Origin of the sequence: Marinobacter zhanjiangensis, assembly GCF_014651935.1 — a bacterium.
Lineage (GTDB): Bacteria > Pseudomonadota > Gammaproteobacteria > Pseudomonadales > Oleiphilaceae > Marinobacter > Marinobacter zhanjiangensis.
In genome coordinates, this window is record NZ_BMXV01000001.1 from 605755 (window position 1) to 627405 (window position 21651).

19 protein-coding genes are annotated in these 21651 nt (G+C 59.6%); 18 read left to right on the plus strand and 1 reads right to left on the minus strand.

All coding sequences use genetic code 11. The features are described 5' to 3' along the window. Window positions 1–14: 14 nt before the first annotated feature. Window positions 15–953, minus strand: coding sequence for an ectoine hydroxylase (thpD, locus tag IE079_RS02805; RefSeq protein WP_189572443.1), 939 nt, complete (start codon window positions 951–953; stop codon window positions 15–17). 209 nt (window positions 954–1162) lie between these two features. On the opposite strand from thpD, the gene IE079_RS02810 reads away from it, so the two are divergent. The 18 genes from IE079_RS02810 to glmS all read left to right on the plus strand — a co-directional run bounded on the left by IE079_RS02810 (window position 1163) and on the right by glmS (window position 21410). Beyond that, entirely contained in the window at window positions 1163–1732 is a 570-nt protein-coding gene (locus IE079_RS02810; RefSeq protein WP_227712268.1) for a DUF3833 domain-containing protein, read from the plus strand. A gap of 35 nt (window positions 1733–1767) precedes the next feature. Then, a complete protein-coding gene (locus IE079_RS02815; protein WP_189572446.1) occupies window positions 1768–2862 on the plus strand; it encodes an efflux RND transporter periplasmic adaptor subunit in 1095 nt (364 codons plus the stop codon). A gap of 2 nt (window positions 2863–2864) precedes the next feature. Then, the gene (locus tag IE079_RS02820) at window positions 2865–6002 is read left to right on the plus strand and encodes an efflux RND transporter permease subunit (protein ID WP_189572449.1); all 3138 of its coding nucleotides are present in this window, start codon (window positions 2865–2867) and stop codon (window positions 6000–6002) included. A gap of 414 nt (window positions 6003–6416) precedes the next feature. Further along, a complete protein-coding gene (gene mnmG, locus IE079_RS02825) occupies window positions 6417–8303 on the plus strand; it encodes a tRNA uridine-5-carboxymethylaminomethyl(34) synthesis enzyme MnmG (protein WP_189572452.1) in 1887 nt (628 codons plus the stop codon). An 11-nt stretch (window positions 8304–8314) separates the two neighbouring features. Next, window positions 8315–8977 carry a 16S rRNA (guanine(527)-N(7))-methyltransferase RsmG gene (rsmG, locus tag IE079_RS02830; RefSeq protein WP_189572455.1) on the plus strand — a complete coding sequence of 221 codons (663 nt, stop codon included), beginning with the start codon at window positions 8315–8317 and terminating at the stop codon, window positions 8975–8977. Window positions 8978–8979: 2 nt separating this feature from the next. Further along, window positions 8980–9774 carry a ParA family protein gene (locus IE079_RS02835; RefSeq protein ID WP_189572458.1) on the plus strand — a complete coding sequence of 265 codons (795 nt, stop codon included), beginning with the start codon at window positions 8980–8982 and terminating at the stop codon, window positions 9772–9774. A gap of 83 nt (window positions 9775–9857) precedes the next feature. Beyond that, a complete protein-coding gene (locus IE079_RS02840) occupies window positions 9858–10730 on the plus strand; it encodes a ParB/RepB/Spo0J family partition protein (RefSeq protein WP_189572461.1) in 873 nt (290 codons plus the stop codon). 118 nt (window positions 10731–10848) lie between these two features. Then, a complete protein-coding gene (locus IE079_RS02845) occupies window positions 10849–11349 on the plus strand; it encodes an ATP synthase subunit I (RefSeq protein WP_227712269.1) in 501 nt (166 codons plus the stop codon). Between the two features lie 16 nt (window positions 11350–11365). After that, the gene (atpB, locus tag IE079_RS02850) at window positions 11366–12220 is read left to right on the plus strand and encodes a F0F1 ATP synthase subunit A (RefSeq protein WP_189572464.1); all 855 of its coding nucleotides are present in this window, start codon (window positions 11366–11368) and stop codon (window positions 12218–12220) included. Window positions 12221–12269: 49 nt separating this feature from the next. Then, window positions 12270–12497 (plus strand): F0F1 ATP synthase subunit C, encoded by a 228-nt coding sequence (atpE, locus tag IE079_RS02855; protein WP_189572467.1) that lies wholly within the window; start codon window positions 12270–12272, stop codon window positions 12495–12497. A gap of 86 nt (window positions 12498–12583) precedes the next feature. Continuing rightward, the gene (locus IE079_RS02860) at window positions 12584–13054 is read left to right on the plus strand and encodes a F0F1 ATP synthase subunit B (protein ID WP_189572470.1); all 471 of its coding nucleotides are present in this window, start codon (window positions 12584–12586) and stop codon (window positions 13052–13054) included. 12 nt (window positions 13055–13066) lie between these two features. Next, the gene (locus IE079_RS02865) at window positions 13067–13603 is read left to right on the plus strand and encodes a F0F1 ATP synthase subunit delta (protein ID WP_189572474.1); all 537 of its coding nucleotides are present in this window, start codon (window positions 13067–13069) and stop codon (window positions 13601–13603) included. Window positions 13604–13631: 28 nt separating this feature from the next. Beyond that, complete coding sequence (atpA, locus tag IE079_RS02870; protein WP_189572477.1) at window positions 13632–15176, plus strand: F0F1 ATP synthase subunit alpha; 1545 nt, start codon at window positions 13632–13634, stop codon at window positions 15174–15176. A gap of 69 nt (window positions 15177–15245) precedes the next feature. After that, complete coding sequence (gene atpG / locus IE079_RS02875; protein ID WP_189572480.1) at window positions 15246–16106, plus strand: F0F1 ATP synthase subunit gamma; 861 nt, start codon at window positions 15246–15248, stop codon at window positions 16104–16106. Between the two features lie 55 nt (window positions 16107–16161). Continuing rightward, window positions 16162–17556, plus strand: a complete 1395-nt coding sequence (atpD, locus tag IE079_RS02880; protein ID WP_189572483.1) for a F0F1 ATP synthase subunit beta — start codon at window positions 16162–16164, stop codon at window positions 17554–17556. 40 nt (window positions 17557–17596) lie between these two features. Further along, a complete protein-coding gene (locus tag IE079_RS02885) occupies window positions 17597–18019 on the plus strand; it encodes a F0F1 ATP synthase subunit epsilon (protein WP_189572486.1) in 423 nt (140 codons plus the stop codon). Between the two features lie 161 nt (window positions 18020–18180). Next, a complete protein-coding gene (gene glmU, locus IE079_RS02890) occupies window positions 18181–19551 on the plus strand; it encodes a bifunctional UDP-N-acetylglucosamine diphosphorylase/glucosamine-1-phosphate N-acetyltransferase GlmU (RefSeq protein ID WP_189572489.1) in 1371 nt (456 codons plus the stop codon). A gap of 26 nt (window positions 19552–19577) precedes the next feature. Continuing rightward, complete coding sequence (gene glmS, locus IE079_RS02895) at window positions 19578–21410, plus strand: glutamine--fructose-6-phosphate transaminase (isomerizing) (RefSeq protein ID WP_189572493.1); 1833 nt, start codon at window positions 19578–19580, stop codon at window positions 21408–21410. The last annotated feature ends 241 nt before the right edge of the window (window positions 21411–21651 follow it).

The following is a 21651-nucleotide window of genomic DNA, read 5'->3' on the forward strand; positions in this document are numbered from 1 at the left end:
CCTCTGCGGCAGACTCAACCCGTCCGCCTCAGGTCGTCGTCACGGCCTATCGGCTGCAGAGCTTCCGTGTTGGTACGGTTGCCCAGAAAACCGGGCCGTGGCTTGTTACCGCAGTATGGCTCCACCAGCTGGTTTTCCACACTGTTGAACACGAAGAACAAGTTGCTCCTTGGCCAGGGCGACATATTGGCGTTGGAGGCGTGGAGCGTATTGCACTCGAAGATGATCAGCGATCCGGCCGGGCCGGTGGGCGCCTGGATGCCGCCCTGATCTGCCAGTTGTGCCAGGTCCTGATCGTTGGGAACGCCCAGTTCCTGTTTCTTCAGGGAGGACTGGTAATTGTCTTCCGGAGTGCGACCAACGCAGGGCACAAACCGTTTGTGGGAACCGGGGATCAGCATCAGCGGCCCGTTGAACGGGGTGTTGTCGGTCAGGGCAATGGAAAAGCTGACCGCCCGCATGCGGGGCATGCCATCCTCGGCGTGCCAGGTTTCGAAATCCGAATGCCAGTCGAACCCCTTGCCGTGGAAGCCGGGCTTGAAGTTGATACGTGACTGGTGGATGTAGGCATCGCTGCCCAACAGCTGATGCACCATGGCCAGAATTCTGGGGTCCCGGGTTAGCCGATCAAAACGCTCGGATAACTCGTGCACACCAAAAACTGACCGGATCTCCGGCTTGCCAGGCTCGGTAATGGTGCCCTCTGCCCTGAGAATGTCGCTGTCATTTTCATAGTCCCGCAGGTCCTGACGAAAGCGGGCCACCGTGTCCTGGTCCAGAAAATTGGGGAAACCCAGGAAACCATCCCGCTCGTAACGGGCCAGCTCGGTCTCACTCAGCGGGCCTTCGGACCGGTCGGAACCGGTGCTGTGAACAACCGGATCCAGGCGCTCAAAGGATGGGGTCGGGCGTTCAAGGCGACTGGGATAAAAATCTTCAGATCGAGTAGTCATATTCGAACCTCCTTCCAGTGGGACTCGATTAATCAACTCAAAAAGGTTTCAGGAATTTCTCTTTGAAAATAGTGCGTTAGTAATTTTTCAACGCAGCGTCAGTAGACTATGGCCGGGGTTGCCGGAATTCAAGGCCGATATCGAAAACAGAACCGGGTCCGGTCAGCCGGCGTATGTTTCTGTCCCCACCGGACAGGAGTGTAAAGGTTATGCAAACCCCTGCTATAGCGATGGTTGTTGCTGGTCTCAGGAACCGTATCTGGGTATTTTTGTCGGTATTGCTACTGGCTGGCTGTGCGGGTCCTTCCCTCGATGATTACCAGTCCCGGACACCGGTTCTGGTACCGGACCAGTTCTTTCAGGGTTCGCTTACCGCCCATGGTGTGGTCAAGAACCTGTCGGGAGAGGTCATAAGAGCCTTCGAGGCCGACATCGAAGCCAGCTGGAGTGACGATGGCACCGGCACCCTGGATGAGGTGTTCCGATTCGACGACGGCGAGGTGGACACCCGGGTCTGGACCCTGACACCAGAGCAAGACGGCTATCGGGCCGAAGCCGGTGACGTGGTCGAACCGGGCTTCATGGAGTGGCGTGGCAACGCCATCCACATGAACTATGTGCTGGAGGTGCCCTACGGTGATGGCACCATTAATGTGCGCATGGATGACTGGATGTACCTGGTCACGCCGGATACCCTGATCAACGAGACTGCCATGAGCAAATGGGGCATAGGCGTTGGTGAAGTGGTCCTGGTGATCCGGCGCAGCAACGACCGGTAAAACCAGCACCTCAGCGAAAACAGGTAACAGTTCCTATGTGGAAACAATGGCTTACGGCAGTCCTTCTGGTGGCTATCGCCGTCGGTGGTGCCATGTTCTGGCGTCACCTGGATATCACCCCAGCACAGGAGCAGGACCAGCAGGCGTCTGCCAGCCGTGTGGATACCGTAAAACCACGGGTTGATACGGTGCGCGACGAGGTCACTGCCGTAGGCAGCCTGCAGGCACTGGAAGCGGTAGAGCTGACCACAGAGCTCAGCGGCCGGGTGGTGGATGTGCGCCTGAACGCTGGTGAGCGTGTGCAACAGGGTGATCTGCTGGTCCGCCTGGACGACCGTCAGGCCGCGGCCGACCTGCAGGTCATCGAATCTCAGCTGGCTGATGCCCGCCGTCAGCTGCAACGGGCGAGCCGCCTGCGTACCAATAATAGCATTTCCCAGGCCCAGGTGGATGAACTGCGCACTGCCGTGGATGTGGCTGTTGCCCAGCGTCAGGCGGCCAGAATACGGCTGGAGAATCACCGCATTGTGGCACCGTTTTCCGGGGTTATCGGGCTCTCCGATATCAGCGTGGGAGCCTATGTCACCCCTGGCACCATCCTGACCTCACTGGATGCCACTGAGCGTATGGAGCTGAACTTCTCGGTACCCGAGCGTTTCCTGGGCCAGGTTTCCCTGGGGCAGATGGTTCGCGGTTCCTCGCCGGCCTACCGCGACGACGTTTTCGAAGGCGAACTGGTGGAACTGGGCACACGAGTCAGCGAGCTGAGCCGCTCGTTGCCGGTGCGGGCACTGATCAACAACTCGCAGGGGCGTCTGCGCCCGGGGCAGTTCATGTCTGCCAGTCTCACCCTGAGGGAACGGCAGGCCCTGGTGATTCCGGAGCAGGCAGTGCTGCTTCGTGGCGACAACAAGTATGTGTTCATCGCTGAGGATGGTGTTGCCAGGCGCGTGTCGGTTGATCTGGGTACACGCATGCCGGGACTGGTGGAAGTGGTCAGTGGGATTGCTGAATCCGATCAGGTCATTGTGACGGGGCAGGATCGTCTCAGCAGCGGTGACCGGGTGGAGGTCAAGAATGGGGAAGGCGCGGTTCCGGACAACCGGTTCGCGCAGTCCCCGGAGTCCTGACCATGGTGCTGTCGGACATTTCCATCAAGCGACCGGTATTCGCTACGGTCCTGAGTCTGCTGATCGTGGTTTTCGGTGTTGCCGCCCTGATGGACCTGCCGGTTCGCGAGTACCCGGATATCGACCCGCCGGTGGTTTCCATTGCCACCAATTACACCGGGGCGGCGGCTGAAGTGGTGGACAGCCAGATCACCCAGGTAATCGAAGGTGCCATCAGCGGTATTGAAGGCATAAGGTCTATAGAATCGTCCACCGAGCAGGGCGAATCCCGCACCAGTATCGAATTCAATATCTCCCGCAATGTGGATATCGCCGCCAACGATGTGCGTGATGCGGTTTCCCGTGTGGCGGACCAGCTGCCGGACGAGGCGAATGCCCCGGTCGTGCAGAAGGCGGATTCCGACGCCCGGCCAATGATGTGGGTGACCTTGCGAAGTGACGTCTGGGACAGCGCCGAGCTCAGTGACTTTGCCGACCGGGTGCTGGTGGATCGGCTGTCTGTTCTGGATGGCGTCGCCGATGTGCGCATTGGAGGCGAACGCCGCTACGCCATCCGCGTCTGGCTGGACCGGGATCGTCTGGCGGCCCGCAACATCACTGTGGCGGAAGTGGAGCAGGCGCTGCGGTCCAATAATGTGGAACTGCCGGCCGGTTCCGTGGATTCCTCTACCCGCAACTTCACCGTGCGGGCCGAAGGGCGGCTGAGCAATGTGGAACAGTTCCGCAACCTGGTGGTGCGCCGGGATGGCAACGACCTGCTGCGTCTGGGCGAGGTGGCCGATGTACAGATGGGCGTGGAATCGGATGTCAGCCGCCTGCGGGCCAACGGTGAAACCGCCATCGGTATGGGGGTGATTCGTCAGTCCAAGGCTAATACCGTGGCGGTGTCCGACGCTGTGCAGGCGGAGCTGGCAGAAATCCGCAAGACCCTGCCGCCGGAAGTCACCATTGCCGAGAGTTACGACGAGTCCATCTTCATCCGGGCCTCCATTCGTGAGGTGATCATCACCCTGGCGATTGCGGTGTCACTGGTGATCCTGGTGATTTTCCTGTTCCTGCGTTCCTGGCGAGCGACGCTGATTCCGGCGGTGACCATTCCGGTGGCGGTTATCGGGGCCTTTATCGGTCTGGGTCTGCTGGGCTTTTCCATCAACGTGCTGACTCTGCTGGCGATTATCCTGGCCATTGGTCTGGTGGTGGACGATGCCATCGTGATGATGGAGAACATCCAGCGCCGCATCGACAATGGTGAACCGCCGTTGCTGGCCGCCTACCGGGGTGCGCGGCAGGTGGCCTTTGCGATTATTGCCACGACCCTGACGCTGGTGGCAGTGTTCGTACCCATCTCCTTCATGGGCGGTAATATCGGCCGGCTGTTTGCCGAGTTCGGCTTTACCCTGGCGGCGGCGGTGGTGTTCTCCAGCTTCGTGGCCCTGACTCTGGCGCCCATGCTGTGTTCCAAATGGCTGAAACACAGTCCGGAAACCGAGGAGGGCCATCGCTTGTGGGCGGCGAGTGAGAAGGTGCTCAACGGTCTCACCAGCGGCTATGGTCGTGCGCTGGATTTCTCCCTGCGACAGCCGGGGCTGCTGATTGGCCTGGGCATCGCCGGACTGGTGATTGCCGTGGTGATTTTTCCCAGTCTGCCCCAGGAACTGGCGCCCCAGGAAGACCGTGGCGTTATCATCATGCCCACCAGTGCGCCCCGGGGCGCGACCGTGGAATACACCGACCACTATGTGCAACAGGCCGAAGAGGTTCTGTTGCCCTATCTCGATGAAGGTATCGCCAACCGGATGCTGTCCATTGTCGGTTTCCGGGGTGAAGAAGATAACGCCTTCATGATTCTGGGTCTGAAAGAATGGGATCAGCGGGACGTCAAACAGCAGCAGATCACCAGTGAAATCCGCGACAAGCTCTCCGATATGTCCGGCGTACGGGTTATCGCGGTGAATCCGGCGGGCCTGGGTCAGAGCAGCTTCAGTCAGCCGGTGGAGTTTGTCATCGCGGGGTCGGACTATGAAACGGTCCAGCAGTGGAGTGAAGAGCTGGTGGAGAAGGCAAAGGAGAACCCGAATCTGCTGAACGTGGATACGGATTTCGAGCTGACCCGCCCGGAACTGCTGGTCTCCATTGACCGTGAGCGGGCGGCGGACCTGGATATTACCGTGGAGGATGTCGGCCTGACGCTGCAGACCATGTTGGCCTCACGGCAGGTAACCACCTACCTGGATCGCGGGCAGGAATACGACGTTATTGTGCAGGCCCGGGACCAGGACCGTGCCACGCCCTCGGATCTGAGCCGGATATTCCTGCGTCCGCGGCAGGGGGGCGAGCTGATTCCCCTGGCGGCTCTGGTCAGCCTGGAGGAGATTGGCGCCAATCCCGATCTGCGGCGAATCGACCGGTTGCCGGCGGTGGTTATGAGTGCCTCACTGGCGGACGGATATGACCTGGGCGCGGCCCTGAGTTACCTGAACAACCTGGCGGCGGACACTCTGCCGCCGGAAGCCCGCATCAGCTACCAGGGCATGAGCCAGGAGTTCCAGGAATCCACCAATGCCATTTACATCACCTTCGGGCTGGCCTTTGTCATTGTGTTCCTGGTGCTCGCGGCCCAGTTTGAAAGCTGGATCCATCCACTGATCATCATGCTCACCGTACCCCTGGCGGTGACGGGTGCCTTGGTGGCGCTGTTGTGGTCGGGCATCAGCCTGAATATCTACAGTCAGATCGGCATTGTCATGCTGTTGGGGCTGATGGCGAAAAACGGCATCCTCATCGTGGAGTTTGCCAATCAGTTGCGGGACCAGGGTTACAGTGTCCGTGATGCCATTCTGGAAGGGGCCGTGCTGCGTTTTCGTCCGGTGCTGATGACCACCATTTCCACGGTATTCGGGGCTGTGCCGCTGGTGGTTGCCACCGGAGCAGGCGCCGAGAGTCGCGCGGCCATCGGTGTAGTGATCCTTGGCGGGCTGGTGTTCGCCACCACCCTGACCCTGTTCCTGATTCCGGTGCTTTACAACCTGCTGGCCCGCTTTGCCAGGTCCGCCAACACCGTGGAGCGGGAACTGGAGCGGGAAGTCCGGGCAGAGGCAGACGCCGGCCGCGGCCAGGCTCGCACTGTTGCAGGGCCCTGAACGGCCCCCGGACTGGTCAGTCCTGTGTTTCTGCCCGGGGTTTCAGGGGCCTCGCCTGCCCGGAGGTGGACGGCGTCCCGTTTTCTCCCGTCTTCTGTGGATAAGGTCTGGGATAATTTGCGAAAGAGTTTTGGGTATTTTTAGAAAGTGTTAATTAAAACAAATAGATAAGTATTTTTTTGATGCCTGTGAGTTGCGCTTTTTCTGTGGATAACTTTCTTTAAAAATCATCTGAAGTATTCCGATCAACCCCATGAAATCCCGGGATAATCTGGTATTTTTCCGTCAGAGCTGTCAGCGCCATCACCTCAAGCTCCCGATATCTGGTTAAAATTTACTCACTGGCACTGCAAAGCACCCGCTCTAGCAGGTATACTGCCCCGCTATTTTATTTTCCTGTCCTGAGGTGATTCCGTGGATTATCCGACGCGTTTCGACGTGATTGTCATTGGTGGTGGCCATGCCGGTACCGAGGCCGCACTGGCAGCGGCCCGTATGGGCTCGCAGACCCTGCTGCTGACCCACAACATCGAGACCCTGGGCCAGATGTCCTGCAATCCGGCCATTGGCGGCATCGGCAAGAGTCATCTGGTCAAGGAAATCGATGCCCTCGGCGGCGCCATGGCCAAGGCCACCGATCACGCCGGCATCCAGTTCCGTGTGCTCAACAGCCGTAAGGGCCCGGCGGTGCGTGCCACCCGCGCCCAGGCGGATCGGGTGCTGTACAAGGAGGCCATTCGCGAGATCCTGGAGAACCAGCCCAACCTGATGCTGTTCCAGCAGGCGGCGGATGACCTGATTGTGGACAACGACCGGGTGACCGGTGTGGTCACCAATACCGGTATCCGTTTCAACGCGAAAACCGTGGTGCTGACCACCGGTACCTTCCTCGGCGGCGTTATCCACATCGGCATGCAGAATCACGCCGGTGGCCGTGCCGGCGACGCGCCTGCCAACGCGCTGGCAAAACGGTTACGGGAACTGCCGTTCAATGTCGGCCGGTTGAAGACCGGTACGCCGCCGCGTATCGATGCCCGTTCGGTGGACTTTTCGGTGATGGACCAGCAATGGGGCGACGATCCCACGCCGGTGATGTCGTTCATGGGCTCCCGGGATGAGCATCCGCAGCAGGTGTGCTGTTACGTTACCCGTACCACCGCCGAGACCCACGATATCATTCGCAGTGGTTTCGATCGTTCACCCATGTTTGCCGGTGACATCGAGGGCATTGGTCCACGCTACTGCCCTTCCATCGAGGACAAGGTGAATCGCTTTGCCGACAAGGATTCCCACCAGATCTTCGTGGAGCCGGAAGGGCTGAATACCCATGAGCTCTACCCCAACGGCATCTCCACCAGCCTGCCGTTCGATATTCAGATCGCTGCGGTGCGGTCCATTCCGGGGTTCGAGAACGCTCACATCACCCGGCCGGGCTATGCCATCGAGTATGATTACCTGAACCCGCAGGATCTCCGTCATACCCTGGAAACCAAGTTTATCGGCGGGCTCTATTTTGCCGGCCAGATCAACGGCACCACCGGCTACGAGGAAGCCGGCGCCCAAGGCCTGCTGGCCGGGCTGAACGCGTCCCTGCAGGCCCAGGACAAGGAACCCTGGTACCCGCGCCGGGACGAGGCCTATATCGGTGTGCTGGTGGACGACCTGATCACCATGGGCACTTCCGAGCCCTACCGCATGTTCACCAGCCGCGCTGAATACCGGCTGATCCTGCGGGAGGACAACGCCGACCTGCGCCTCACCGAAGCAGGCCATCACCTGGGGCTAGTGGATGATGAACGCTGGCGCCGTTTCAACGACAAGCGGGAGGCCATTGTCACCGAGCGGCAGCGGCTGGAAACCACCCGGATCCATCCGAAGACCGACCAGTCCGCCATTGCCGATGGCTATCTCAAGCAGCCCATGGCCCGGGACAACACCTTGGCCGAACTGCTGCGGCGGCCGGAAATCTCCTACGCCGAAATTGCCGAGATCGGCGGCGACCGGGCCGGTGCCGATGCCGTTGAACAGCAGGTGGAGATCGAGATCAAGTACGAGGGCTATATCTCCCGCCAGGCGGATGAGATCGACCGTCTTCGCCGCAACGAGGAAACCCGCCTGCCGGATGACTTCGACTATGACGCCGTGGGTGGCCTGTCCAACGAGATCCGCCAGAAGCTCAAGGAGGTGCGGCCGGAAACCATCGCCCAGGCCTCCCGCATCCAGGGCGTGACCCCGGCGGCGGTGTCCCAGTTGCTGGTGCATCTGAAAAAGCGGGACCTGCTGCGCAAGCAATCCGCCTGACGGAGCCGGCCATGAGCGAATCACTCTGGCAGCGGCAGTTATCCGACGGTCTGACAGCGATGGGTGCCGGGCTGGATGCTGGCCAGCAGGAAAAACTGCTGGCCTTTCTGGTACTGCTGAACAAATGGAACCGGGCCTACAACCTGACTGCGGTGCGTGAGCCCCGGCAGATGGTGCCAAGGCAGTTGCTGGACAGCCTCACCCTGTTGCCTTATCTGACTGCCGACCGGGTGCTGGACGTGGGCGCCGGTGGTGGCCTGCCGGGCATTCCCCTGGCCATTGCCCGGCCGGATATCGCCTTCACCCTGCTGGACAGCAACAGCAAGAAGACCCGGTTCCTGACCCAGTGCGTGCTGGAGCTTCGGCTGGACAATGTCGAGGTTATCCACGGCCGCGCCGAGGACTGCCAGCCGGACCAGCCCTTCACGCAGATTACCAGCCGCGCCTTCACTGCCCTGACGAACCTGGTGGCCTGGTGTGGCAGCCTGCTGGCGGATGAGGGTCAGTTCCTTGCCATGAAAGGTCAGTTCCCGGATGATGAAGTGTCTGAGCTGCCGTCAGACTGGCAGGTCGGTGCCCGCCACCGGCTCGACTACCCCGGCTGCGACGGTGAGCGGCATCTGCTGATCATCAACCGGGTTTCTCCGCGACAGGATTCCATTACAGGAGGCTAGCCATGGCTCGCGTCATTGCCGTGACCAACCAGAAAGGTGGAGTGGGCAAGACCACCACCTGCGTCAATCTGGCGGCATCGCTCTCTGCGACCAAGCGGCGGGTACTGCTGGTGGATATGGACCCACAGGGCAACGCCACCATGGGCAGCGGTGTCGACAAGAACGGGGTCGCCTTGTCCGGGTATGATGTGCTCACGAAACGGGCCCGGGCCGATGAGGTCATCGTATCGGTGGAAAACTCGGGTTTTGACCTGCTGCCGGCGAACGGCGACCTGACTGCGGCGGAAGTGGAGCTGATGAACGAAATCGGCCGCGAACACCGCCTGCGGCTGTGCCTCAATGCCATTCGCGAGAACTATGATTATATTCTGATCGACTGCCCGCCGTCCCTCAACCTGCTGACCGTGAACGCCCTGTCGGCAGCCGACGCCGTGCTGATTCCCATGCAGTGCGAGTACTACGCACTGGAAGGTCTGGCGGCACTGATGAACACCATCGAGCAGATCCAGGAAACGGTGAACGCCAACCTGCAGGTCGAGGGCATACTGCGCACCATGTACGACCCCCGCAACAGCCTGACCCTGGATGTGTCCGGGCAGCTGTCGCAATACTTCGGTGACAAGGTCTACAAGGCGGTGATTCCCCGCAATGTGCGCCTGGCGGAGGCGCCCAGCTATGGCCTGCCGGCGCTGAAATACGATCGCGCCTCCAAGGGCGCGGTAGCCTACCTGGCCCTGGCCGGGGAAATGGTCCGCCGCCACAGCAGCCAGAAGACCACCGGCAGCGTGGCAGTCTGATCCGTTTGTGGTAGCGTGGCGACGGTGTAACATAACCGCCGGACAACCGACGAATTCTTTATTGTGGATAAATGACAACGACCATGGCGGCAAAGAAACGAGGATTGGGTGAACGGGGCCTGGGAGCCCTGCTGGCGAACTCCCGGGTAAACCTGGATGAGGAGCCCCACAGCCATGATGGCGAACTGCGGGTGATCCCCATCGACCTGATCCAGCGTGGCCGCTACCAGCCACGCCGCGACATGGACCCGGCGGCTCTGCAGGAACTGGCGGATTCGATCCGGCAGCAGGGGGTGATGCAGCCGGTGGTGGTACGGCCGATCCATGAAGGTCGTTACGAACTGATCGCCGGCGAGCGCCGCTGGCGTGCCGCCCAGATGGCGGAGCTGGACGGCCTGCCCGCCATCGTCCGCGACGTGCCGGACGAAGCCGCCATTGCCATGGCGCTGATCGAGAATATCCAGCGTGAGAATCTCAACCCTATCGAGGAGGCCTTCGCGCTACAGCGTTTGCAGGACGAGTTTGGCCTGACCCAGGCCGAGGTGGCGGAATCTGTGGGCAAGTCCCGCACCACCATTACCAACCTGCTACGCCTGATCGGCCTGTCGGAAGACGTACGCATCATGCTGGAGCATGGCGATCTGGAAATGGGGCATGGCCGGGCCATGCTGTCCCTGCCGCCGGAACTGCAGCTGCAGGTGGCCCGCCAGGTGGTGGCCAAATCGCTTTCGGTGCGCCAGACCGAAGCCCTGGTGCGCCGGGTCCAGAGCGAAAACCCACAACGGAAAAAAACCAAAGGCGAAGTCGATCCCAACATCCGTGCCCTCCAGGATGACCTGGCGGAACGCCTGGGTGCCCGGGTGTCCATCGACCATGGCCAGCGAGGCAAGGGCAAACTGGTAATCGAGTACACTTCCCTGGACGAGCTTGACGGTATCCTCGGTCACATCCGCTGATGGTCACTTTTCCGGAATCCCGGAAAAATTCCCCATTGCGACAGGAATTCACCGGATCTACCACATGTCGTGATGTGATCCAAAACGAGGCACTACCTGTGTACCTGGTGCCGCATTGGTGCCTGAAGTGACCAAAAAACCGCCGCAATTTCGCTCCGGCCGAGTTGAACAGCTTTCGGTTAACACATATAATTCCCGCGCTTGGAATAGCGGCAGGTTTTTAGGCATGGCAAGGTCCGGACATCGTATCAACCGGGTGCCGCTGCTCCGCTGGCTGGTCATTGAATGTACAGCCATCGTGGTAATGGCCCTGTTATGGGCCATGCACAGCCGTTTGGCCGGTTATTCCGCCCTGGTGGGCGGTCTTATTTTTCTGGTGCCAAACACCTGGTTTGCCTACCAGGTCTACAAGGTGGAAGGGGCACGAAACATGTCCCGCATGATAGGCAATCTGTTCAGGGCGGAATCCGTGAAACTCGCCCTTACCGCAGTGTTTTTTGCGGCCGTTTTCAACTTGATGGAGCCGATATACGTACCGGCTCTGTTATTCACTTTTGCTGTGATGGTTGTGATGGGTGCAGCCCTGCGCTGGTTCATACGACCCAGACCACAGCGATGACTGGACGAGATGCAGTATGGCAGCTGATACCCCAGTAGAGTATATAAGACACCACCTGACCAACCTGACCTACGGCAAGTTGCCGGAAGGCTATGAGCGGGCGGACGGTTCCGTGGTGGAAGAAACCACCTGGACCATGGCCCGAACCGCTCAGGAAGCCGCCGACATGGGCTTCATGGCCGTTCATGTGGATACCATGGGCTGGTCCATTGCCATGGGTGTGCTCTTCCTTGGTCTGTTCCGTTTTGCGGCCAAGCACGCCACCACCGGGCAGCCGGGCGGCCTGCAGAACATGGTGGAAATGACCGTTGAATTCGTACAGGGCATTGTCCGCGACGTGTTCCACGGCAAGAACCCGATCATCGCGCCGCTGGCGCTGACCATGTTCGTCTGGATCCTGCTGATGAACACCCTGAAGCTGATTCCGGTTGACTACATTCCCACCGTTGCCCATGCCATGGGGCTCGAGTACTTCAAGATTGTTCCCACCACCGATCCCAATGGTACCTTCGGTATCTCCATCGGTGTGTTCCTGCTGATTCTGTTCTACAGCTTCAAGGTCAAGGGGCCGGGCGGCTTCCTCAAGGAGCTGTCGTTCACGCCTTTCAATCACTGGTCGCTGATACCGTTCAACCTGGTGCTGGAGATCCTGGCGCTGATCATCAAGCCCGTCAGCCTGGCACTGCGGCTGTTTGGCAACATGTATGCCGGCGAGGTTGTGTTCATCCTTATTGCTCTGTTACCACTGTGGATTCAGTGGACGCTGGGCGTACCCTGGGCGATCTTCCACATTCTGGTGATAGTCCTGCAGGCCTTTATCTTTACAACGCTGGCTGTGGTTTACCTCAGCGCGGCACACGAAGATCACTGATAACGACATTCAACAACCCTTAACCATCTGAAAAACTGAGGAGTCATTCATGGAAATGGTAATTATGGCAGCTGCACTGATCATCGGTCTGGGCGCCCTGGGTGCCGGCATCGGCTTTGGTCTGCTTGGCGGTAAGCTGCTTGAGTCCACTGCACGTCAGCCGGAAATGGCTAACCAGCTGCAAACCAAAACCTTCATCATGGCGGGTCTGCTGGACGCCGTTCCCATGATCGGTGTTGGTATTGCGATGTACCTGATCTTCGTTGTTGCTGGTTAATCCGACTGCCAAGGGCGGGCGCTCCTGAAAAAAGCGCCCGGTTTTACGGACACCAGGACGCAACGAATAGCTAGAGGTATATCGCCGTGAATATAAACCTTACGTTGATAGGGCAAACGATTGCCTTCGCTATTTTCGTCTGGTTCTGCGTCAAGTACGTGTGGCCTCCGATTACCGAGGCCATGAGCGCACGCCAGAAGAAAATAGCGGATGGTCTTTCCGCTGCAGACCGCGCTTCCCTGGATCTTGAGCTGGCACAGGAAAAGGCCGCCCAGGAAATGCGTACAGCGAAAGAAGAAGCCGCTGCCCTGATCGAACAGGCCAACAAGCGGGCAAGCCAGATTGTGGAAGACTCCAAGGGCGAGGCCCGGCAAGAGGGCAAGAAGCTGATCGACCAGGCTCATGCCGAAATCGAGCAGGAGCGCGTCAAGGCGCGTGATGACCTGCGGGCCGAAGTGGCTGCTCTGGCCGTCGCCGGCGCCGAGAAGATCCTGGAAAAATCTGTCGATGCCAACGCACACAGCGAGATGCTGGACAAGCTCGCTGCCGAACTCTAAGCGAGGTTCATCATGGCAGTAATGACAACGCTGGCACGCCCCTACGCCCGGGCAGCCTTCGAGACCGCCAAGGGCCAGGACTCCCTGGACCAGTGGTCTGAAGTGCTGACCATGGCAGGTCGGGTTGCGGCTAACAGCGACGTGAAAAAGCTTCTCACGCATCCCGGTGTCGACCGGTCCACCAAGGCAGACATTATTCTGGAGTTTGCCGGCACCGAGGTTTCCGAAACGGTCCGCAACTTCTTCGCCATTCTCGCTGAAAGAGGCCGTCTGGCAATGCTTCCGGAGATCTCCGAACTGTTCCGCAAGTTCCGCTCGGATCTGGAACGCACTGTCGAGATTGACGTCACCGCAGCCTTCGAGCTGACGGAAGAACAGCAGCAGAAGCTGGCCGAGGCCCTGTCGAAGAAACTTGACCGGCAGGTAACGCTTTCCACCCAGGCGGACAAGGCCCTGATTGGCGGTGTGGTTGTACGCACCGGCGACATGGTGATCGACGCCTCTGTACGCGGAAAGCTGAGTAAACTCGCCGACACACTGGGCGCCTGATTTCAGCACAAGGTTTGAGGACAAAGGCATGCAGCAACTGAATCCATCCGAGATCAGTGACATCATCAAGAAGAGAATCGAAAAGCTCGATATCTCTTCGGAAGCAAAAAACGAAGGTACGATCCTGTCGGTTTCCGACGGTATCGTGCTGATCCATGGTCTTGCCGACGTCATGTACGGTGAGATGATCGAATTTGCCAACGGCACCTTCGGGATGGCTCTGAACCTGGAGCGTGATTCTGTTGGTGCGGTTGTGCTGGGTGACTACGAAGAGCTGGCGGAAGGCCAGAAGGTTCGTTGTACCGGCCGCATCCTGGAAGTACCGGTAGGACCGGAACTGATGGGTCGTGTGGTTGACGGTCTGGGTAACGCGGTCGACGGCAAGGGTGATCTGGGTACTTCCCTGACCTCCCCGGTCGAGAAAGTCGCACCGGGCGTTATCGCCCGCCAGTCGGTTGACGAGCCGGTCCAGACCGGTCTCAAGGCCATCGACACCATGGTGCCGATCGGCCGTGGCCAGCGGGAGCTGATCATCGGTGACCGTCAGATCGGTAAGACCGCTGTCGCCATCGACGCGATCATCAACCAGAAGAACACCGGCATCAAGTGTATCTACGTGGCCGTCGGCCAGAAGCAGTCCTCCATCGCTGCCGTGGTACGCAAGCTGGAAGAGCACGGCGCCATGGACCACACCATCGTGGTTGCCGCCGGTGCCGCCGATCCGGCGTCCATGCAGTTCCTGGCCCCCTACTCCGGTACGTCCATGGGTGAGTATTTCCGGGACCGTGGCGAAGACGCTCTGATCATTTATGACGATCTGTCCAAGCAGGCGGTGGCCTATCGCCAGATCTCCCTGCTGCTGCGTCGTCCGCCAGGTCGTGAAGCCTATCCGGGTGACGTTTTCTACCTGCACTCCCGTTTGCTGGAGCGGGCGTCCCGGATCAACGCCGATGAGGTCGAGAAACTGACCAATGGTGAAGTGAAAGGCAAAACCGGCTCGCTGACCGCGCTGCCGATCATCGAAACCCAGGCCGGCGACGTTTCCGCGTTCGTACCGACCAACGTGATCTCCATCACCGACGGTCAGATCTTCCTGGAAACCAACCTGTTCAACTCCGGTATCCGTCCGGCGATGAACGCCGGTGTTTCGGTATCCCGGGTCGGTGGTTCCGCCCAGACCAAGATCATGAAGAAGCTCGGCGGTAACATCCGTCTGGCACTGGCCCAGTACCGGGAACTGGCAGCGTTTGCCCAGTTTGCTTCCGATCTTGACGAAGCAACCCGCAAGCAGCTGGAGCATGGTCAGCGCGTTACCGAGCTGATGAAGCAGAACCAGTACAGCCCGATGACCGTTGCGGAAATGGGCACCGTACTGTTCGCAGCTAACGAAGGCTTCCTGGATGACGTCGATGTCGAGAAGGTCGTCAAGTTCGAGGCGCAGCTTCTGGACTGGATGCGCTCCGAGCAGAAGGAAGTGCTCGACAAGATCGGCGCTGAAGGCAAGTACGACGATGATGTCATGGCCGGCCTGAAAGCTGCTCTGGAGAAATTCAAGACCACTCAAAGCTGGTAAATCCTCTGGCCCGCTCCGTAGCGGGCCAGCTGGTTCCTATGAGTGTCTAACTTGAAAAGGCAGTGACTTATGGCCGTCGGAAAAGAAATACGTAACCAGATCGGAAGCATCAAGAGCACGCAGAAGATCACCTCCGCCATGGAAATGGTGGCGGCGAGCAAGATGCGCAAGGCTCAGGAACGCATGCAGGCGACGCGCCCGTATGCCGAGAAGATGCGTCAGGTTATTGGGCACATCGCGCTGGCCAACCAGGATTACCGTCACAGCTTCATGGTGGAGCGTGAGGTAAACCGGGTTGGTTACATCGTGATTTCCTCTGACCGTGGACTGTGTGGTGGTTTGAACAGCAACCTGTTCAGGAAGCTGGTCCGTGACATGCGTGACTGGAAAAACAAGGGTGTCGAAGCCGACCTCTGTGCAATCGGTCAGAAAGGCGCCTCGTTTTTCCGCAACTATGGCGGCAATGTTGTCGCGGCACTGACCCACCTGGGCGACAACCCCAGCGCGGAAAAGCTCATCGGTAACGTCAAGGTGATGCTGGACGCGTTCGAGGAAGGTCGCATCGACCGGCTGTACGTGGTGCACAACGAGTTTGTGAACACCATGACCCAACAGCCGTCTGTGGAACAGCTGCTGCCCCTGCCGCCCAGCGAAGACGAAGAGATCAGAAATCAGTGGGATTATCTCTACGAGCCGGCTGCGGCAACCATCCTGGATGGACTCCTGCCACGCTATATCGAATCCCAGGTATACCAGGGCGTGGTGGAAAACCTGGCCTGCGAGCAAGCGGCCCGGATGATTGCCATGAAGAGTGCGACTGACAACGCAGGCGACATCATCGATGACCTGCAGCTGGCCTACAACAAGGCCCGTCAGGCAGCCATCACCCAGGAAATTTCGGAGATTGTGAGCGGCGCGGCTTCGGTCTGATGCAGATCATGATCCAACTGGTTTTGAAGACTATTGAGATAACGAGGAACCGAGCATGAGTAGCGGACACATCGTTCAGATCATTGGCGCGGTTATCGACGTGGAATTTCCGCGTGAATCCGTACCCAACGTTTATGACGCACTGCTGCTTGAAGGTGGCGAAACAACTCTGGAAGTCCAGCAGCAGCTGGGTGACGGCATTGTTCGTACTATCGCCATGGGCAGCACCGAGGGCCTCAAGCGGGGCCTGAAAGCAGAAAATACCGGCAAGGCGATTTCCGTTCCCGTGGGCACCCAGACTCTGGGTCGCATCATGGACGTACTGGGTCGTCCCATCGATGAGCAGGGCGAGATCGGTGAGGAAGAGCGCTGGGGCATCCACCGCAAGGCACCGGGCTATGCCGACCAGGCAGCGTCCGCAGACCTGCTGGAAACCGGCATCAAGGTTATCGACCTGATCTGCCCGTTCGCCAAGGGTGGCAAGGTCGGCCTGTTCGGCGGCGCCGGCGTGGGCAAGACCGTTAACATGATGGAACTGATCAACAACATCGCGAAAGAGCACGCCGGTCTTTCCGTATTCGCCGGTGTTGGTGAGCGTACCCGGGAAGGTAACGACTTCTACTACGAAATGAAGGACTCCAACGTCCTTGAGAAAGTTGCCATGGTATACGGCCAGATGAACGAGCCCCCTGGCAACCGTCTGCGTGTGGCCCTGACCGGTCTGACCATTGCCGAGAAGTTCCGTGACGAAGGCCGTGACGTACTGTTGTTCATCGACAACATCTACCGTTATACCCTGGCGGGTACCGAGGTATCGGCACTGCTGGGCCGGATGCCCTCCGCGGTAGGCTACCAGCCGACCCTGGCCCAGGAGATGGGTGAACTGCAGGAACGGATCACGTCCACCAAGGACGGTTCGATCACCTCCATCCAGGCGGTCTACGTACCGGCGGACGATTTGACGGATCCGTCACCCGCGACCACCTTCTCTCACCTGGACGCGACCGTGGTACTGAGCCGTGACATCGCTTCCAAGGGTATCTACCCGGCGATCGATCCGCTGGACTCCACCTCCCGCCAGCTGGATCCGCTGGTCATCGGTGAAGAGCACTACGAAGTGGCCCGTGGGGTACAGACCAACCTGCAGCGCTACAAGGAACTGAAGGACATCATCGCCATCCTGGGTATGGACGAACTGTCAGAAGACGACAAGCTGACCGTTGCCCGTGCCCGTAAGATCGAGCGTTTCCTGTCCCAGCCGTTCCACGTTGCCGAGGTATTCACCGGTTCTCCCGGTAAGTATGTTTCCCTGAAGGAAACCATTAGCAGCTTCAAGGGCATTCTCAATGGCGACTATGATGACCTGCCGGAGCAGGCCTTCTATATGTGCGGTACCATTGAAGAAGCGGTCGAAAAAGCGAAGGAACTGAAATCCAAGGGTGACAAATAAGTCACCTTCCCTTCGCTGACCGACCTGAGAGGCAACTGAGATGGCTATGACCGTACATTGTGACGTCGTAAGTGCCGAGGAAAAAATCTACTCCGGTCTGGTGGAAATGTTGATTGCCACCGGTTCCGAGGGCGAACTGGGCATCAAGCCTGGTCACGCCCCGCTGCTGACTGCTCTGAAGCCCGGCCCGGTCCGGATTCTGAAGCAGGGCGGCGAAGAAGAGATCCTCTATGTCTCTGGTGGCTACCTGGAGGTTCAGCCCTCCATCGTCACCCTGCTGGCCGACACCGCTGTCCGGGCCAAGGACGTGGATGAAGCCGCAGCGCTGGAAGCCCAGCGGGAGGCCGAGAAGGCACTGGTAAACAAGACCGGTGAGTTCGAGTACTCCAGGGCCGCTGCCGAACTGGCAGAAGCCGTGGCACAGCTCCGCACCCTGCAGAAACTGCGCAACAAGGTGCGTTAAGCAGTTTCTGTGGAATGTGTGCTCACCGAAGCCGCATCCCGACTGGTGGCGCTATCAGATTCCAGGTCTGGCAAGCGTTATCATGAGGGTTGCGGCTTTTTTGTTGAAAAAAGTCTCCGATAAGGGGATTCCATATCTACCCGAGGAATCAGGAACCGGCCATGACAGCCCCCCTCCACGTCATCATCCTGGCCGCCGGTCAGGGCTCCCGCATGAAATCCTCGCTACCGAAGGTACTCCACAAGGTGGCCGGAAAGTCCATGCTGCACCATGTTATGGATACCGCCCGCCGTCTTGGCGCAGACGGAATTCACGGTGTCATCGGGCACGGTGCGGATCAGGTAAGGGCGGTTACCCCGGCGGATGACGTTGCCTGGGCTCTGCAGGAACAGCAGTTAGGTACCGGACACGCGGTGGCCCAGGCGTTACCCGCGGTTCCGGACGGTGTAGTGGTGCTTGTGCTGTATGGCGACGTGCCCCTGATCAACCCGGAAACCCTGGTGGCACTGGTGTCGCGGGTCAACGACCAGAGCCTTGGTCTGCTGACCGTGGACCTCGACAACCCGGATGGCTATGGCCGGATCCTCCGCAATGAACATGGCCAGGTGACCGCCATTGTCGAGCAGAAGGATGCGACCGATTCGCAGAAGGCGATCCGGGAAGTAAACACCGGCATACTCGCGGTCTCCTCCGATCACCTCAAGCGGTGGTTGCCGGAACTGTCCAACAGCAATGCCCAGGGTGAATACTACCTGACCGACATCATCGCCATGGCGTCGGACGAGGGGCTGAGCATCGAAGTCGCCCAGCCGAGCCATGAAGAAGAAGTCCAGGGCGTGAACAACCGTGTGCAACTGGCCGAACTGGAGCGCTGGTACCAGCAATGCGAAGCGCAGCGCCTGATGACCGAGGGGGCAACCCTGGCGGATCCGGCCCGGGTGGATGTCAGGGGCAACCTGACCATCGGTCAGGACGTGCTGATCGACGTGAACGTGGTGTTCGAGGGCAACGTGACGCTCGGCAACCATGTGTCTATCGGACCCAATTGCGTGATCCGCGATGCTGATCTTGCGGATGATGTTACCGTAGAGGCCAACTCGATAATCGACGGGGCGGTGGTCGCGGAGCGGTGTCAGGTCGGCCCCTTTGCCCGTCTGCGCCCGGGCACTCGTCTTGCCCGCTCCGCCAAGGTGGGCAATTTCGTGGAAACCAAGAAAGCCGACGTGGGCGAAGGCAGCAAGATCAACCACCTGAGTTACGTGGGCGATGCCACCTTGGGTCGTAATGTGAATGTAGGTGCGGGTACCATTACCTGTAACTATGATGGGGTGAATAAATTTCAGACGGTGTTGGGTGACAATGTCTTCGTGGGCTCCAATACCGCTCTCGTGGCACCGGTGACCGTGGATAATGACGCCGTGATTGGTGCGGGCTCTACCATTACCGCCCATGTTGATAAAAAGGACCTGGCGGTTGCTCGCAGCCGCCAGCGCAATATCAAGGGCTGGAAACGGCCGGAAAAGAAAGACTGACCCACGGGCAACAGGACGGAAGCAATATGTGTGGCATTGTTGGAGCAGTTTCCCAGAGGGATGTGGAAGGCATACTGATGGAAGGCCTGAGGCGCCTGGAGTACCGGGGCTATGATTCCGCTGGCCTGGCCATCCTGGACAGCCGTGGCCAGCTCAACCGGGCCCGTGAGCTGGGCAAGGTTGCAGCCCTGGCTGATGCAGTGGCCGCGCAACCGGCGCCGGGTAACGTCGGTATCGCTCATACACGCTGGGCAACCCATGGTGAGCCTTCCCAGGTCAATGCCCACCCCCACATGTCCGGGGAACGCCTGGCCGTGGTCCACAATGGCATTATCGAGAACTATCAGGAGTTGCGTGACGCACTGCGGGCAGAGGGCTACGAGTTTACCTCCCAGACCGACACCGAAGTCGTCGCCCACCTGATCGAAAAGCACTACCGCAAGGGAGAAGGCCTGTTCAGCGCCGTTCGCGCCGCTATCAGTCAGGTGCGTGGTGCCTTTGCCCTGGCCGTGCTCCATGCCGATGAGCCCGACCACCTGGTGGCCTGCCGGGAAGGCAGCCCGCTGGTGGTCGGTGTGGGTATCGGCGAGAATTTCGCCGCCTCGGATCAGCTGGCCCTGCTCCCGGTTACCGACCGCTTCATGTTCCTGGAGGAAGGCGACATTGCCGATATCCGCCAGGACCGAGTCGACATCATCGACCGGGAAGGCCAGACGGTGGAGCGGGAAGTCACCCGCTTTGAACATGGCCACGACGCTGCCGACAAGGGCGAATACCGCCATTACATGCTCAAGGAAATCTACGAGCAGCCAGCGGTCATCAAGGCCACCATGGAAGGCCGCATCACCGACAGCCGTGTGCTGGAACAGGCCTTGGGTACCGAAGCCGGCAAGCTGCTGGAGGATGTTCGCCACGTGCAGATCATCGCCTGTGGCACCAGCTACCACGCCGGCATGGTGGCCCGATACTGGATCGAGGAGCTCGCCGGTGTGCCCTGTTCCGTGGAAGTGGCGTCGGAATTTCGCTACCGCAAGCACGTGATCCAGCCGGATACCCTGTTCCTGTGTATCTCCCAGTCCGGCGAGACCGCCGACACCCTGGCCGCCCTGCGCCAGGCCAAAAAGGCCGGTTTCCGTGCCGCCCTGGCCATCTGCAACGTGGCGGGCAGCTCGCTGGTACGGGAATCCGACCTGGTGGTGATGACCCAGGCCGGTCCGGAAATCGGTGTCGCTTCCACCAAGGCTTTCACCACCCAGCTTACCGCCCTGCTCCTGTTCACCCTGGCCCTGGCCCGCCACAACGGCCTGCCGGAAGAAAAGGAAGCGGAAATTGTCCAGGCCCTGCGTAAGGTGCCTGGCCAGGTAGCGGACGTGCTGGCCCTCGATGGCGACATCGCCGAGCTCAGCGAAGCCTTTGTGGACAAGCACCACAGCCTGTTCCTGGGCCGCGGCTCCCAGTTCCCGGTGGCCCTGGAAGGCGCCCTCAAGCTCAAGGAAATTTCCTACATCCATGCCGAAGCCTACCCGGCAGGCGAATTAAAACACGGTCCCCTGGCCCTGGTGGACAGCGAAATGCCGGTGGTCACCGTGGCCCCCAACAACGACCTGGTGGAAAAACTCAAGTCCAACCTGGAAGAGGTCCGCGCCCGCGGCGGCGAGCTATTCGTTTTCGCTGACCGCGACGCCGGCGTAACTGCCGAGGACGGCATCCACGTCATGCAGATCCCGTCGGTACACCCCATCACCGCACCCATTGTATTTACCGTGCCGCTGCAGCTGCTGGCGTACCATGTGGCGGTGCTCAAGGGCACGGATGTGGACCAGCCGCGGAATCTGGCGAAAAGTGTGACGGTGGAGTAAGTCTTCCAACGAACGTTCTGAAGCAAAACTGATACGTTCCTGTCTGGATCGATATGCAAAGGAAACGGCGTTTTTCTTTGCATATGACAGGTCACGTGTCTAGAAAATTGAAAAATCCAGGCATTCTCCAGGCAATCAGCTCCGGCCACGTCGCCTTAATTAACTGCTTCAGCACCGTAACCAGCTTTGCGCCCCCACTTTGTTTCACTCCCTGTCGTCAGTGAGCTCATCCAACAGTTTC

Bases quoted from the DNA above. Each gene is read 5' to 3' on its own strand.
- atpG (WP_189572480.1), top strand. From the start codon at position 15,246: ATGGCCGTCGGAAAAGAAATACGTAACCAGATCGGAAGCATCAAGAGC.
- atpB (WP_189572464.1), top strand. From the start codon at position 11,366: ATGGCAGCTGATACCCCAGTAGAGTATATAAGACACCACCTGACCAAC.
- atpA (WP_189572477.1), top strand. From the start codon at position 13,632: ATGCAGCAACTGAATCCATCCGAGATCAGTGACATCATCAAGAAGAGA.
- IE079_RS02815 (WP_189572446.1), top strand. From the start codon at position 1,768: ATGTGGAAACAATGGCTTACGGCAGTCCTTCTGGTGGCTATCGCCGTC.
- glmS (WP_189572493.1), top strand. From the start codon at position 19,578: ATGTGTGGCATTGTTGGAGCAGTTTCCCAGAGGGATGTGGAAGGCATA.
- IE079_RS02865 (WP_189572474.1), top strand. From the start codon at position 13,067: ATGGCAGTAATGACAACGCTGGCACGCCCCTACGCCCGGGCAGCCTTC.
- atpE (WP_189572467.1), top strand. From the start codon at position 12,270: ATGGAAATGGTAATTATGGCAGCTGCACTGATCATCGGTCTGGGCGCC.
- IE079_RS02810 (WP_227712268.1), top strand. From the start codon at position 1,163: ATGCAAACCCCTGCTATAGCGATGGTTGTTGCTGGTCTCAGGAACCGT.
- IE079_RS02840 (WP_189572461.1), top strand. From the start codon at position 9,858: ATGGCGGCAAAGAAACGAGGATTGGGTGAACGGGGCCTGGGAGCCCTG.
- IE079_RS02835 (WP_189572458.1), top strand. From the start codon at position 8,980: ATGGCTCGCGTCATTGCCGTGACCAACCAGAAAGGTGGAGTGGGCAAG.
- glmU (WP_189572489.1), top strand. From the start codon at position 18,181: ATGACAGCCCCCCTCCACGTCATCATCCTGGCCGCCGGTCAGGGCTCC.
- thpD (WP_189572443.1), bottom strand. From the start codon at position 953: ATGACTACTCGATCTGAAGATTTTTATCCCAGTCGCCTTGAACGCCCG.
- IE079_RS02885 (WP_189572486.1), top strand. From the start codon at position 17,597: ATGGCTATGACCGTACATTGTGACGTCGTAAGTGCCGAGGAAAAAATC.
- IE079_RS02820 (WP_189572449.1), top strand. From the start codon at position 2,865: ATGGTGCTGTCGGACATTTCCATCAAGCGACCGGTATTCGCTACGGTC.
- rsmG (WP_189572455.1), top strand. From the start codon at position 8,315: ATGAGCGAATCACTCTGGCAGCGGCAGTTATCCGACGGTCTGACAGCG.
- atpD (WP_189572483.1), top strand. From the start codon at position 16,162: ATGAGTAGCGGACACATCGTTCAGATCATTGGCGCGGTTATCGACGTG.